The sequence below is a fragment of the Pseudomonas sp. 18058 genome, from assembly GCF_902706155.1.
GTDB lineage: Bacteria > Pseudomonadota > Gammaproteobacteria > Pseudomonadales > Pseudomonadaceae > Aquipseudomonas > Aquipseudomonas rustica.
In genome coordinates, this window is sequence record NZ_CACSJY010000001.1 from 111,205 (window position 1) to 124,358 (window position 13,154).

General features: G+C 57.3%; 11 protein-coding genes and 1 pseudogene. 6 read left to right on the forward strand and 6 right to left on the reverse strand.

All coding sequences use genetic code 11. From position 1 onward, the window contains the following. Nucleotides 1–12: 12 nt before the first annotated feature. Nucleotides 13–318 carry an NIPSNAP family protein gene (locus tag GVL50_RS00415; protein ID WP_159811344.1) on the forward strand — a complete coding sequence of 102 codons (306 nt, stop codon included), beginning with the start codon at nt 13–15 and terminating at the stop codon, nt 316–318. 30 nt (nt 319–348) lie between these two features. Here GVL50_RS00415 and ilvA read toward each other — a convergent pair. Next, a pseudogene (gene ilvA, locus GVL50_RS00420) lies at nt 349–1,338 on the reverse strand (threonine ammonia-lyase, biosynthetic); the annotation flags it as partial. Between the two features lie 343 nt (nt 1,339–1,681). On the opposite strand from ilvA, the gene GVL50_RS00425 reads away from it, so the two are divergent. Further along, complete coding sequence (locus tag GVL50_RS00425) at nt 1,682–2,017, forward strand: DUF2834 domain-containing protein (RefSeq protein WP_159811346.1); 336 nt, start codon at nt 1,682–1,684, stop codon at nt 2,015–2,017. A 129-nt stretch (nt 2,018–2,146) separates the two neighbouring features. Here the strand turns inward: GVL50_RS00425 and GVL50_RS00430 are convergent, their stop codons facing one another. Continuing rightward, the gene (locus GVL50_RS00430; protein WP_159811347.1) at nt 2,147–3,070 is read right to left on the reverse strand and encodes a magnesium transporter CorA family protein; all 924 of its coding nucleotides are present in this window, start codon (nt 3,068–3,070) and stop codon (nt 2,147–2,149) included. 7 nt (nt 3,071–3,077) lie between these two features. Then, nucleotides 3,078–4,652: a RimK family protein gene (locus GVL50_RS00435; RefSeq protein ID WP_159811348.1), complete on the reverse strand. Its 1,575-nt coding sequence runs from the start codon at nt 4,650–4,652 to the stop codon at nt 3,078–3,080. Nucleotides 4,653–4,744: 92 nt separating this feature from the next. Here GVL50_RS00435 and GVL50_RS00440 point away from each other — a divergent pair, with 92 nt between their 5' ends. Beyond that, nucleotides 4,745–5,845, forward strand: a complete 1,101-nt coding sequence (locus tag GVL50_RS00440) for a GNAT family N-acetyltransferase/peptidase C39 family protein (RefSeq protein WP_159811349.1) — start codon at nt 4,745–4,747, stop codon at nt 5,843–5,845. Nucleotides 5,846–5,974: 129 nt separating this feature from the next. On the opposite strand, the gene GVL50_RS00445 is transcribed toward GVL50_RS00440, so the two are convergent. Both GVL50_RS00445 and GVL50_RS00450 read right to left on the reverse strand, forming a co-directional pair. Further along, nucleotides 5,975–7,120 carry a PQQ-dependent sugar dehydrogenase gene (locus GVL50_RS00445; RefSeq protein WP_159811350.1) on the reverse strand — a complete coding sequence of 382 codons (1,146 nt, stop codon included), beginning with the start codon at nt 7,118–7,120 and terminating at the stop codon, nt 5,975–5,977. Nucleotides 7,121–7,172: 52 nt separating this feature from the next. Next, complete coding sequence (locus GVL50_RS00450; protein ID WP_159811351.1) at nt 7,173–7,514, reverse strand: hypothetical protein; 342 nt, start codon at nt 7,512–7,514, stop codon at nt 7,173–7,175. A 191-nt stretch (nt 7,515–7,705) separates the two neighbouring features. On the opposite strand from GVL50_RS00450, the gene GVL50_RS00455 reads away from it, so the two are divergent. After that, complete coding sequence (locus GVL50_RS00455; RefSeq protein WP_159811352.1) at nt 7,706–8,560, forward strand: Ku protein; 855 nt, start codon at nt 7,706–7,708, stop codon at nt 8,558–8,560. 152 nt (nt 8,561–8,712) lie between these two features. On the opposite strand, the gene lpxO is transcribed toward GVL50_RS00455, so the two are convergent. Continuing rightward, nucleotides 8,713–9,612 carry a lipid A hydroxylase LpxO gene (lpxO, locus tag GVL50_RS00460; RefSeq protein ID WP_053120461.1) on the reverse strand — a complete coding sequence of 300 codons (900 nt, stop codon included), beginning with the start codon at nt 9,610–9,612 and terminating at the stop codon, nt 8,713–8,715. 379 nt (nt 9,613–9,991) lie between these two features. On the opposite strand from lpxO, the gene GVL50_RS00465 reads away from it, so the two are divergent. Both GVL50_RS00465 and GVL50_RS00470 read left to right on the forward strand, forming a co-directional pair. Next, nucleotides 9,992–11,578 carry an ABC-F family ATPase gene (locus GVL50_RS00465; protein WP_082341426.1) on the forward strand — a complete coding sequence of 529 codons (1,587 nt, stop codon included), beginning with the start codon at nt 9,992–9,994 and terminating at the stop codon, nt 11,576–11,578. A gap of 277 nt (nt 11,579–11,855) precedes the next feature. Next, complete coding sequence (locus tag GVL50_RS00470; protein ID WP_159811353.1) at nt 11,856–13,049, forward strand: MFS transporter; 1,194 nt, start codon at nt 11,856–11,858, stop codon at nt 13,047–13,049. The last annotated feature ends 105 nt before the right edge of the window (nt 13,050–13,154 follow it).

Consider the following 13,154-nt stretch of genomic DNA (forward strand, 5'->3'; position numbering starts at 1 on the left):
GGAGCACGTGCAGTGATTACTTGCCACGTCAGATACGTGATCGACCCGTACCAACTGACCGAGTTCGAGGCTTACGCCAAGGCCTGGCTCGGTATCGTTGAACGCTTGGGCGGCAGCCATCATGGCTATTTTTTGCCATCGGAGGGTGCGAGCAACATTGCGTATTGCCTGTTCAGTTTTCCGTCACTGGCGGATTACGAAAGCTATCGGCATATCGCGATGACCGATCCCGAGAGTACTGCGCTGGTCGCCTCTTTGGTCGAGAAAAAGTTCATCGTCAGCTACGAGCGCACGTTCCTGCGCCCGCTGCTGCCCTGAACACCGTTACACCGGGACGCCGCACGCAGCGGCGCGCTCGGCGACGTGACGCAGGCTGTCGAAGTTGATGTTGGCGCCTGAGTCGATCGCCACGAAGGTTTGACCGCGCACGCCGCTTCGCGCCACGTATTGCTTGATGCCCGCGACGGCCAGGGCGCCGGAGGGTTCGGTAATTGATCGCGTGTCGTCGTAGATGTTTTTGATCGCGGAGCAGAGGTCGTCGTTGCTGACGGTGATCACCTCGTCCACGCAGAAACGACACACTTCAAAACCGTATTCACCGATCTGCGCCACGGCCACGCCGTCGGCGAAGGTGCCGACGCTGGGCAACACGACACGTTCGCCTGCGTGCAGAGCGGCTTTCAGGCACGCGGAATGTTCGGATTCAACGCCGATGATCCGCACTTCCGGGTGCAGGTATTTGATGTACGCGGCGATGCCGGCGATCAAGCCACCACCGCCTACCGGGATGAAAATGGCATCCAGCACGCCTTGGTGTTGCTGAAGGATTTCCATGGCCACGGTGCCTTGTCCGGCGATCACGTCCGGGTCATCGAAGGGGGACACGAAGGTGCGGCCGGTTTCTTCGGCCAATTGCAGGGCATAGGCCAACGCAAAGGGAAAGCTTTCACCGTGCAGCCGCGCTTCCGCGCCTCGACTGCGTACGCCCAGCACCTTCAGTTCAGGGGTGGTGCACGGCATGACGATGGTCGCGGCGATGCCCAGTTCGCGCGCCGCCAGTGCCACGCCTTGCGCGTGGTTGCCGGCCGATGCGGTGATGACGCCTTGTGCCTTCTGCGCATCGCTCAGTTGCACCAGTTTGTTGTAGGCGCCACGGATCTTGAAAGAGAACGTCGGTTGCAGGTCTTCGCGCTTGAGCAGGATGCGATTACCCAGCGCTTCGGACAACGCCGGGGCTGCCTGCAATGGCGTACGCACAGCCAGGTCGTACACGGGAGCGGCGAGAATCCTTTTCACGTAGTGCTCAAGCAGGGCTTGCTGGTCGTTGGTGTAACTCATGCTGATCTCCTTGATAGCGATTTCACACACCCTGCGTAGGAGCTGCCGAAGGCTGCGATCTTTTGATCCTGAAGATCGCAGCCTGCGGCAGCTCCTACATGAGCGGTGTTTCGAACCCTGGAGACAGAAAGTAAAAACCCGCCTCTAGGGCGGGTTGGGTGCTGCAGTCGTGAGCTAGCCCGCCAAGTGAGGAATGGCGGTAATAATAATGCTTGGCTGGCAGCGCAATACGTAGGTAGTCATGGCCTGAAAATTAGCCTGAACGCCGCTGGCACGTCAATGGCCAATTTTGCGTGGCGCGGGTAATCTGGCGATTCTGCTCATCAGTTCAAGGAAGGAATGCATGATGTCTGTCGCCCTGCCCCTCACGGCTTTGCTGGCTTTTTCCGGTTACACCGTTTCGGTGATGCTCCAGGCTGAACAGTCGCTGATTGATTTTGGGATCAGCTTGATGTCGCGGCCGGATACGGCACAGGTGGTGATTGATTTGTACCTGCTGGCGACGTTGGCCGGGGTTTGGATGGTCAAGGATGCCAAGGCTCGCGGGCAGTCGGTTTGGTCGGTGGTGCCTTATTTGTTGCTGACGGCGGTGTTTGTGTCGGTGGGGCCGTTGTTGTATCTGGTGGTTCGTGGGGTTCGGGAGCGTAGGAAGATCAGCAGTTCGGCGAATGCGGGCTGATCCGGATTTTTTGGCGTTTGGGAAATAGCTTTCGCGAGCAAGCCCGCTCCCACAGGGGATCTATGCCATTGCGCAGATCCATTGTGGGAGCGGGCTTGCTCGCGAAGAGGCCAGCTCAGACAACACAAATCAGCTGGCCAAGCGCCTCAGCCCAAACAACATCCCCCCCGCCCCCATCAACATCACCAGCAAAAACACCGGATAAGACACCCACCACGGCGTCCCCGCCGTCATCATGCTGAACTCCGACATCCCGCCAATACTCGCGATCAGGTTCAGCGGCAAAAACACCACGTTGATCAACGTCAGTTTGCGCAGCAGGTTGTTCATGCTGTTGTTCATCAGGTTACCGCGCGCGTCGATCAGCCCGGAGAACACCGTTGAGTAGATTTCAGCCTGTTTGTAGCACTGGTTGTTTTCGATGATCAGGTCATCGATCAGGCCGAGCGCCTCGCTGGAAAAATGCTGTTTCTCGGCGTGATTACGCAGCCGTGTCAGCACCGCGCCGTTGCTGTGCAGGGCGTTGATGTAATAGATCAGGCTCTCGCTGAGGTTGAACATCTGCACCAGATGCTGGTTCTGCATCGAGGCGTTGAATTTTTGCTGCAACTCGCGGGCGACCAGTTTGATCACCTTCAGGTGACCGAGGTAGTGATGGATGTTGTTGAACAGCAGATCGAGCAGCACATCCAGCGGCGTGTTTAATGGCTGCCGAGTACCGAGGCCATGCAGCGGCGTGTCGTCGGTGGCGATCACCAGCAATTGCCCCGGCGCGAACAGCAAGCCGCAGGACGACACCTCAAAGGCCAGGCTGCCGCCACCGGAATAGTTTTCCGGGCGCTTCCAGATCAGGAACAAATGATCGGGGTGAAACTCGATGCGCGAGACTTCGTCCGGGTCGAGCGCCGAGGCCAACGCATGTTCATCGACCTTGAAATGACTGTGCAGCAAGTCGCGCTCGGCGGCGTCGGGATTGCTGAACAGCATCACCTCGGCGTCCAATCGTTCAACCCGCTGTAACGCGCCGTGGCTCAGTGAGAAACTGCTGATCATCGGCGGCTCACCACGCTTGCCCGCGACGTTTGAGTTCCAGCCGCCGCACAAACTCTTCCAGCACCAGCGAATACAAATCGTCCTGTAAATATGCGTCTTCGATGCCTGCATCGAGGTTTGGATTGTCGTTGACTTCGATCACCACCACTTTGTCGCCGGCCTGTTTCAGGTCGACGCCGTAGAGGCCATCGCCGATCAGGTTGGCAGTTTTCACCGCGAGGTCGACGACCGCACGCGGCGCTTCATGGATCGCCATGGTTCGGCATTCGCCGGTGACGTCCTGGCCTTTGGCTTTGTGGTTGTAGATCTGCCAGTGGCCCTTGGACATGAAGTACTGGCAGGCGAAGATCGGTTTGCGATTGAGTACGCCGATGCGCCAGTCGTATTCGGTGTAAAAGAATTCCTGGGCCAGCAACAACACCGAGTGCTCGAACAATTCCGCAGTGGCTTCGAGCAGCGCTTGTTGGCTTTCGACTTTGATCACGCCGCGTGAAAAACAGCCGTCGGGGATCTTCAACACCAAGGGGAAACCGAGGCGTTCGCCGACCCGTTCGAACTCTTCGGGTCGCTCCTTGTAGAGGATTTCGGTGGCGGGCATGCCCAGTTGATGGCTGTTGAGCAGGTCGGTCAGGTAGACCTTGTTGGTGCAGCGAAGGATCGACGTCGGATCGTCCATCACCACCAGCCCTTCGCTCTCGGCCTTCTTGGCGAATCGGTAGGTGTGGTTGTCGACGCTGGTGGTTTCGCGAATCAGCAGCCCGTCGTACTCGGCCAATCGCGCGTAATCCTTGCGCTCGATCAATTCGACATCAATGCCCATGGTTTTGCCGACCCGGACGAAATTTTCCAGTGCTTTGGGATTCGACGGCGGCAAGGCTTCCTGTGGGTCGTGAAGAATAGCCAGGTCATAACGCGCAACTTGCGGCGAGCGCGGCACACGCCAGACTTTACGGCTGAAACCGTCCAGCGCATTGGCAAACTGATCTTCCTGATCATCGCGCAACTTGTGCAACGCACCGGACTTCACGCCCTCGATGTGCCAACCGTTAGTTCGGCGAAACTCAACTAACAGAATCGGACAAGGAAACACTTCAAACAACTGACGCGCCAGATCCTGCAACGGCTCGATATGAGTCCTGCCGAAATACAGTGTCAGGGTAAACCCTTCGGTATCGCTGTAGAGGTGGTGACTAAGGGCTTTTTCCAGGGTTTTATCCAGGTCATCCAGTGCCAGGCCATAAAGTGATTTTTTCGTCAGTTCGCTGATGGTACGCACCGACGGAATCACCTTGTGCCCACGGGCTTCCGCCAGCAGCGAGCAGTAATAGCCATGGCCCAAGTACTTGTAGCTGCGGCACAGGTTGATCACCTGAACCCGTTTGCCGGGCTCGGCTTCGCGTGTTTGCTCGAGGTATTCCTGAGCGGTGACGATGTCTTCGCTGGGAAAATAAGAAGCCCAATCTTCCTTGCGCTCGACAATGATCAACACTTGACTGGAGGTTCTGATCGCTGGTTTTAAATAAGTTGCCGTCGGCAAACTTTGCTCGGATACTTCGCGCCAATGACCCTGTACCGCTGACATAGAGATTGATCCGTTGGAGAACAAGACCTTTTCTATTAAGCACGAAGTTTTACGAAAGTCTCGTTTCGTTACGCAACTTTTACGGTGGTCATATGAGTACTGTTTTTCGCCTGGCCGTAGTTGAAGACTTGCCGGCGTTGCTGGCATTGGAAATGCAATGTTTCACCACGGATCGGCTCACCAGTCGCAGTTTTCACTGGATGATTACGCGCGCCCATGCGCAGTTGCTGGTCGCAGAACGCGATGAACATCTGCTCGGTTACGCGCTGGTACTGTTTCATCGCGGCACCTCGTTGGCGCGGCTGTATTCGATAGCCCTGGCTGCCGAGGCTCGCGGCACAGGGCTGAGCAAGCAGTTGCTGCAGAAAATCGAGGCCTGCGCGCTGGAACATGATTGCGCGTATCTGCGTTTGGAAGTACGTACCGACAACCCCACCGCCATTGCCCTTTATGAGCGCAACGGTTACCGGCGTTTTGCGCTGATCCACGATTACTACGAAGACCATGCCGATGCGTTGCGCTTGGAGAAACGCATTCTCCAGCACCGCGACTCACGCAGCATCACGGTGCCTTACTACGCGCAGACCACCGACTTCACCTGCGGCCCGGCCTGTCTGTTGATGGCCATGGGCGCCTTGCAGGCCGGACGCTTGCTGGAGCGTCGTGAGGAATTACAGATCTGGCGCGAGGCGACGACCGTGTTCATGACCTCCGGCCATGGCGGCTGCAGCCCTCAAGGTTTGGCACTGGCGGCGTGGCGTAGAGGTTTTCGCGTGCGTTTGGAGCTGAGCCTGGAGGGGCCGCTGTTCCTTGATGGCGTACGCGATACGCATAAAAAAGACGTCATGCGTTTGGTGCATGAAGAGTTCACTGCGCAACTGGCAGAAACCGATGTGGAACGTGTGATCGGCGCAACAGTGGATTTGCCGCGATTGCTCGACGCCGGTGGCCAGCCTTTGGTGCTGATCAGCAGCTATCGTCTGACCCGCTCAAAATCACCGCACTGGGTTGTAGTGACCGATTGCGATGAGGACTTCGTTTACCTGCATGATCCTGATGTCGATCACAGCCAGCACCGACAACCGATGGACTGCCAGCACGTGCCAGTCAGCCATGGCGAGTTTGAAAAAATGTGCCGATTTGGCCGAGGAAAACTACGCGCCGCAGTGGTGCTATTCCCCCAAAACCTATAGCCACCAAAACCCCTGTGGCGAGGGGATTCATCCCCGATGGGCAGCGAAGCAGCCCTCTCTTCCTGGAGAAGCTGCACAATCCATCGGGGATAAATCCCCTCACCACAGGTATAGAGCGTTCTCAGCGCCTTACTTCAAGCCAAGCTTGTACAACGAACCCTTCGACTCATCCGTAAGCACATACAAATAACCATCCGGCCCTTGGCGCACATCCCGAATCCGCTCTTTAAGCTCGCCGAGCAAACGTTCCTCATGCACTACCTTATCGCCATCAAACTGCAACCGGATCAACTCCTGCGTCACCAATGCACCAATAAACGCGTTGTGCTGCCACGGTTTAAACCGGTCAGCATCGTAAAACGCCATGCCAGACACACCCGGTGATTTCTCCCAGACATGGTGCGGTGCAACCGTGCCTTCAGCCGTTTTACCCTGCGCTTCAGGGATCGGCTGCATCGAATAGTTGATGCCGTGAGTCGCAAGCGGCCAGCCGTAATTCTTCCCACGTTCGATGATGTTCACCTCATCGCCACCGCGTGGGCCGTGCTCGTTTTCCCAGAGCGTGCCGTTCCAAGGGTTGAGCGCCGCACCCTGCGGGTTACGCTGACCATAAGACCAGATTTCTGGACGCACACCGGATTGCCCGACAAAGGGGTTATCGTCCGGCACTCGGCCATCGGGATAAATGCGTACGACCTTGCCTTGCAGCTTGTCGAGATCCTGAGCGGTTGATCGATCATTGTTTTCACCCAAGGTGATAAACAGATAGCCGTCGCGATCAAACACCAGCCGTGAGCCGAAGTGATTGCCAACCGAGAGCTTCGGCTCCTGGCGGAAGATCACTTTAAAATCCTTCAGCGTTTTCAAATCATCCGACAGGCGCCCCCGCCCGACCGCTGTGCCGGCCTTGTCGCCCTTGCCGCCACCTTCGGCGTAAGACAGGTACACCATGCGATCCTGTTTAAAGTCCGGCGACAGCGCTACATCGAGCAAACCACCCTGCCCCTTGGCCCAGACTTGCGGTACGCCACTGATTGGCTCGGACAACTTGCCGTCCGTGCCCACTACACGCAGATTGCCCGGCCGCTCGGTCACCAACATGCCTTGGCGATCCGGCAAAAAAGCCAGTGCCCAAGGATGGTCTAGTCCTTGAGTAATCGTGGTGACTTCGAGGATGCCCTGCTCGCTTTTCAGCTCTTTGGGCGCTGCGGCGAATACCGGAGCACTGATCAGAACGCCGGCACACAGGCTGGCCAGTAGGGTTTTACGCAACATGCACGATTCCTTATGTTCGCTTGAAAGGCTGACAGAACCTCAGTCCTGCCGTTCAACGGTTGCTGTCGGTACCCCGTGAGGGTGGATTGGGAATAAACGTCGGCGGTGTACTTGGCACCGAACGAATCGGCTGGCCGTTGCCGATGCCACGGTTTTCCACGGTGGGCGTACGCGGCGTCGGCGCAGTGCTCGGGCCACGAATCGGCGGGTTGCTCGGCTGAGTGCCTTGCATGCTGTTGGGGTTGGCCCGGCGGATCGGGCTGTTGTAGGGATTATTACTATTGCCGGTCGGACTTTGCGCCAGCAACAGCGTCGAGGCTGGCACCGAGACGTCCGCATGAGCCCAACCCACGCTCAAGCCGAGGACGGCGATGCCAAGCAGAATTCGGTTCATGGGGCAGCCTCTCGATGCAAGTGGATTAGAGCCTTCGAGTCCACGCTACGCCCAGGGTTCGCATTTGTTAAGTCACAGGCTTTAAACAACATGTAACCAGACACGACCGCTGGCCCCAGAGCCCGCGCAATCACTGGAAACTTTCACGCTGGGCCACAGGTCACCTGATCATCACTTGGGAGATCATCACCATGGCTCGGGCAATCTGGAAAGGCGCGATCAGTTTTGGACTGGTTCACATCCCCGTCGCGCTGGTTTCAGCGACATCGTCCCAAGGCGTGGACTTTGACTGGCTCGACAGCCGCAGCATGGATCCGGTGGGCTACAAACGGGTCAACAAGGTCACCGGCAAAGAGGTCACCAAAGAAAATATCGTCAAAGGTGTGGCCTATGAAAAAGGTCGTTACGTAGTGCTCAGCGAAGAGGAAATCCGTTCGGCACACCCGGTTTCCACGCAAACCATTGATATCTTTTCTTTTGTTGATGCCGAGCAGATTCCCCTGCAAAACATCGACACACCTTACTACTTGGCGCCCGACAAACGAGGCGGAAAGGTGTATGCGCTGCTTCGGGAGACGCTGAGCAAAACCAACAAGGTCGCCCTTGCCCGCGTCGTTTTACATACTCGTCAGTACCTGGCGGCGCTGATGCCACTGGAGTCAGCGCTGGTGTTGGTGAAGCTGCGCTGGCCGCAGGAGGTGCGCAGCCTCGATACGCTAGAGCTTGGGAGTGAAGTGACCAAGCCGCAACTGGCCAAGGGCGAACTGGACATGGCCAAACGGCTGGTGCAGGACATGAGCGCGGACTGGAAGCCTGAAGATTACAACGACGAGTTTGAAGACAAGATCATGGCGCTGGTGGAGAAGAAAGCCCATGAAGGCAAGATCGAGGATGTCGAAACGGTGGGTGGCGAGGAAGAGCGTAAAACGGCCGATGTGATCGATTTGACGGAGCTGCTGAAACGCAGTCTGGGCGGTAAAGCGGCGCCGAAGCCGAAGGCAAAAGCTGCGCCAGCGAAGAAAACGAAGAAAGCGTCAGCCAACTGACAGGTTGCTTTTGCGAGAGTCATTTGACCCGACCGAGCAAAAGCTATGTAGGAGCTGCGGCACGCTGCGATCCTTTGACCTTATAGAACAGAAGATCGCAGCCTCGTTGCACTCGACAGCTCCTACCGGAGTCCGCCACTGCTAAAAATGCATCAGATCAGGATAAAGATCGCCAACAAGCTACCGAAGATCGCCCACTTTTCCATGTAGTACAGCTTGCGATTACGTTTTTTCAGCTCTTTACCACGCAGACGAATTTTGTAGATTCTGGCAAACAGACGGTTGATGCCGCCAGTCCGGTCACCGGCATCGTTCGGCGCACCTGCCGCGGACATAACGTTACGGCTGAACCAGCCGTTGAACGCCGCCGCCCAGCGGTACTTCATCGGACGCTCGATGTCGCAGAACAGGATGATGCGGTTCTTATCAGTGGTGTTTTCCGCGTAGTGAATGAACGTTTCATCGAACATCACCGCTTCACCGTCACGCCAGTGGTAGTTTTCGCCATCGACGTTGATGTAGCAACCGGCATCATTTGGCGTATCGAGACCCAAATGATAACGGTACGAACCGGCGTACGGGTCACGGTGGCGCACCAGTTTCGAGCCCGGTGGCAGTTCGGCAAACATGGCCGCTTTGATCGAGCCGATGCTTTGCACCAGTTCGGTGGTGCGCGGGCACAGTTTCATCGCCGACGGATGGCTGTCGCCGTACCACTTCAGGTAGAAGCGCTTCCAGCCAGTCTTGAAGAACGAATTGAAGCCGACATCGTTGTACTGATCCGAGCGTTTGATCTCGCCGGCACGCAGCAGATTCTGGCCTTCTTCACGGATTTCCTGCCAATGTTCCTGCAATGGACTCAGATCGGGAAACTCCGACGGATCCAGATAAGGCTTGTTCGGTTTTTTCGAAAACAGATAGAGGAAGCAGTTGATCGGCGCGAGAAACGACGAATGATCGCTCAGTTGGCGACCCAATTTGTGCCGCACCCGTCCACGAAGATGAACGTATGCAATGGAAATGACATAAATAGCAGCAATGATGAGTTTCACGGAAATCGTCACATGTCAGTAGTGAACAAACTGCGCGCCTGAAGGCCTCTGGCCCGGCGTCTGATGCAGTGGTCGGATTACAAATGGCACGTCCCTGAGCCCGCGCCGTTGAAGGCCGCTGGGTGAATGGATGGCATTTTAGCCACACTTTGTATCCGATAGTGAACCTGTAAGTGTTAAAAACTGTCCCGGGTGTGCGCCAATCAGCGGTCATGGCGTGTTCGCCCTATCGTTAAGAGCGCCAGACCAGTACAATTGCCGCCAAACTTTACGCGCCCCCTTGGTTGATGCCGGGACTTTCCCGCCTCAGCGCACTTTGACTCGGGCCAAGCGCTCCGGCCGCACCCTCGCTACTCAGAATGCTTCGCAGGAATAACTCTTGATCTCTACAGCTAACATCACGATGCAGTTCGGCGCCAAGCCGCTGTTCGAAAACGTTTCGGTCAAATTCGGCGCGGGTAACCGCTACGGCCTGATCGGCGCCAACGGTTGCGGCAAGTCGACCTTTATGAAAATCCTCGGCGGTGATCTCGATCCGTCCGGTGGTCAGGTCATGCTTGAGCCGAACGTACGCCTGGGTAAGTTGCGTCAGGATCAGTTCGCCTACGAAGAATTCACCGTGATCGACACCGTGATCATGGGTCACGAAGAGCTGTGGAAGGTCAAGGCCGAGCGCGACCGCATCTACTCGCTGCCGGAAATGAGCGAAGAAGACGGCATGGCCGTGGCCGAGCTGGAAACCGAATTCGCCGAGATGGACGGTTACACCGCCGAGTCCCGCGCCGGTGAATTGCTGCTGGGTCTGGGTATCGGCATCGAGCAGCACTTCGGCCCGATGAGCGAAGTGTCGCCAGGCTGGAAGTTGCGTGTGTTGCTGGCTCAGGCACTGTTTTCCGATCCGGAAGTGCTGTTGCTCGACGAACCGACCAACCACCTGGACATCAACACCATTCGCTGGCTGGAAAACATTCTGACCCAGCGTAACAGCCTGATGATCATCATCTCTCACGACCGTCACTTCCTGAACAGCGTGTGCACGCACATGGCTGACCTGGATTACGGCGAGCTGCGCCTGTTCCCGGGCAACTACGACGAGTACATGACTGTGGCGACCCAGTCCCGCGAGCAACTGCTGTCGGACAACGCCAAGAAGAAAGCACAGATTTCCGAGCTGCAATCGTTCGTTAGCCGCTTCTCGGCCAACGCCTCGAAAGCCAAGCAGGCGACCTCCCGCGCCAAGGCGATCGACAAGATCCAACTGGCCGAGGTCAAGCCTTCGAGCCGTGTGAGCCCGTTCATCCGCTTCGATCAGAACAAGAAGCTGCACCGCCAGGCAGTCATCGTCGAGAAGATGGCTAAAGGCTTCGACGGCAAACCATTGTTCAAAGACTTCAGCTTCCAGGTTGAAGCCGGCGAGCGCGTGGCGATCATCGGCCCGAACGGTATCGGTAAAACCACCCTGCTGCGCACTCTGGTCAACGAACTGACCCCGGATGCCGGTAGCGTCAAGTGGACCGACGCCGCTGAACTGGGCTACTACGCTCAGGATCACGCGCACGACTTCGAAGACGATGTCACCCTGTTCGACTGGATGGGTCAGTGGACTCAAGGCGAGCAGATGATTCGCGGTACTTTGGGCCGCATGCTGTTCTCCAACGACGAGATCCTCAAGTCGGTCAAAGTGATTTCCGGTGGTGAGCAAGGTCGCATGCTGTTCGGCAAGCTGATTTTGCAGAAGCCGAACGTGCTGATCATGGACGAACCGACCAACCACTTGGACATGGAATCGATCGAGGCGCTGAACCTGGCGCTGGAAAACTACCCGGGCACGCTGGTTTTCGTCAGCCACGACCGTGAGTTCGTATCGTCCCTGGCCACGCGCATTATCGAGCTGAGCCCGGATGGCGTGACTGACTTCAGCGGCACCTACGATGACTACCTGCGTAGCCAGGGTGTGGTGTTCTAAAAGCGGCTTCGAGGTTTGAGCTGCTAGTTGCAAGTTAAAGGCCCTGTCCATGTGACGGGGCTTTTTGTATTCAAGGCCAGGGATCGGCCGGTGCGGACTCCTTCGCGAGCAAGCCCGCCCCCACAGGGGAATGCCTTCGAAAGTGGGAGCGGGCTTGCTCGCGAAGGGGCCGTCAGCAGCGCCATTAATCCAAGGATAAATAGTTAGCCTGCTTCCTTTTATCCCTCACCCACGCCATCATGCGAACTCTCCCACCGCCGCCCGCGAACGAGTCCTCATGTCTGCGCAGCAACTGCCACCGCAAAGCTCCATGGCGATCACCCTGCAGATCGTTTCCATCGTTTTCTATACCTTTATTGCCTTCCTCTGCATCGGTCTGCCGATCGCGGTGTTGCCCGGTTACGTCCACGAGCAACTGGGTTTCAGCGCAATCATTGCCGGGCTCGTCATCGGTTCACAGTACCTGGCCACTCTGCTCAGCCGCCCGATGGCCGGGCGCATGTCGGACACCATCGGCACCAAACGGGCGATCGTGTATGGCTTGCTAGGGATTGTGCTGAGTGGCGTGCTCACCCTGTTTTCGACGCTGTTGCAGAGTTTTCCACTGACCAGCCTGCTGATTCTGATTCTCGGGCGTTTGCTGTTGGGGGTCGCGCAGGGCCTCATTGGTGTCGGCACGATCAGTTGGTGCATGGGCCAGGTCGGCGTCGAACACACGGCAAAATCAATTGGCTGGAACGGTATTGCTTCGTATGGCGCGATTGCAATTGGCGCGCCGCTGGGCGTGGTGATGGTCGCTGAATATGGTTTCGCCAGTCTCGGGATTGCGCTATCGGTATTGGCCGCCGGCGCGCTGCTGTTGATCCGCAACAAACCTTCGGTACCGGTGATTCGTGGCGAACGTCTGCCGTTCTGGGCAGTGTTCGGGCGCATTGCCCCGTTCGGCGCGAGCCTGACCTTGGCGTCGATCGGTTACGGCACACTCACCACGTTTATCACGCTTTATTACCTCAACCGTGGCTGGAGTGGCGCGGCGTACTGCCTGACGGTGTTTGGCGTGTGCTTCATTCTGTCGCGACTGCTGTTTATCTCAGCGATCAGTCGTTTCGGCGGTTTTACCTCGGCGATTGCCTGCATGACCATCGAGACTGTGGGACTGGTGATGTTGTGGCTCGCGCCCTCCACCGCGTTCGCCTTGATTGGCGCCGGGTTGGCGGGGTTTGGCCTGTCGCTGGTGTATCCAGCGCTGGGGGTTGAGGCGATCAAACGCGTGCCGAGTTCCAGCCGTGGTTCGGGGCTTGGGGCTTATGCGGTGTTCTTTGATCTGGCGTTGGCGATTGCCGGGCCGCTGATGGGCGCGGTGGCGTTGAATCTTGGGTATTCGTGGATTTTCTTTAGTGCGGCGCTGCTGTCGGTGATCGGGTTGGGGCTGACCCTGCTGCTCAAGCGCCGAGCAACAACCCAGGCCTGAAATGCGATCAAAACTGTGGGAGCGGGCTTGCTCGCGAAGGGGCCGTATCAGACAACGCATGGGTTGAATGACACACCGCTTTCGCGAGCAAGCCCGCTCCCACAG

What these genes read in the sequence shown, in the direction of transcription:
- GVL50_RS00430 (WP_159811347.1), bottom strand. Translation starts at nt 3,070, where the DNA reads ATGATCAGCAGTTTCTCACTGAGCCACGGCGCGTTACAGCGGGTTGAA.
- GVL50_RS00445 (WP_159811350.1), bottom strand. Translation starts at nt 7,120, where the DNA reads ATGTTGCGTAAAACCCTACTGGCCAGCCTGTGTGCCGGCGTTCTGATC.
- GVL50_RS00435 (WP_159811348.1), bottom strand. Translation starts at nt 4,652, where the DNA reads ATGTCAGCGGTACAGGGTCATTGGCGCGAAGTATCCGAGCAAAGTTTG.
- GVL50_RS00425 (WP_159811346.1), top strand. Translation starts at nt 1,682, where the DNA reads ATGATGTCTGTCGCCCTGCCCCTCACGGCTTTGCTGGCTTTTTCCGGT.
- GVL50_RS00455 (WP_159811352.1), top strand. Translation starts at nt 7,706, where the DNA reads ATGGCTCGGGCAATCTGGAAAGGCGCGATCAGTTTTGGACTGGTTCAC.
- GVL50_RS00470 (WP_159811353.1), top strand. Translation starts at nt 11,856, where the DNA reads ATGTCTGCGCAGCAACTGCCACCGCAAAGCTCCATGGCGATCACCCTG.
- GVL50_RS00440 (WP_159811349.1), top strand. Translation starts at nt 4,745, where the DNA reads ATGAGTACTGTTTTTCGCCTGGCCGTAGTTGAAGACTTGCCGGCGTTG.
- GVL50_RS00450 (WP_159811351.1), bottom strand. Translation starts at nt 7,514, where the DNA reads ATGAACCGAATTCTGCTTGGCATCGCCGTCCTCGGCTTGAGCGTGGGT.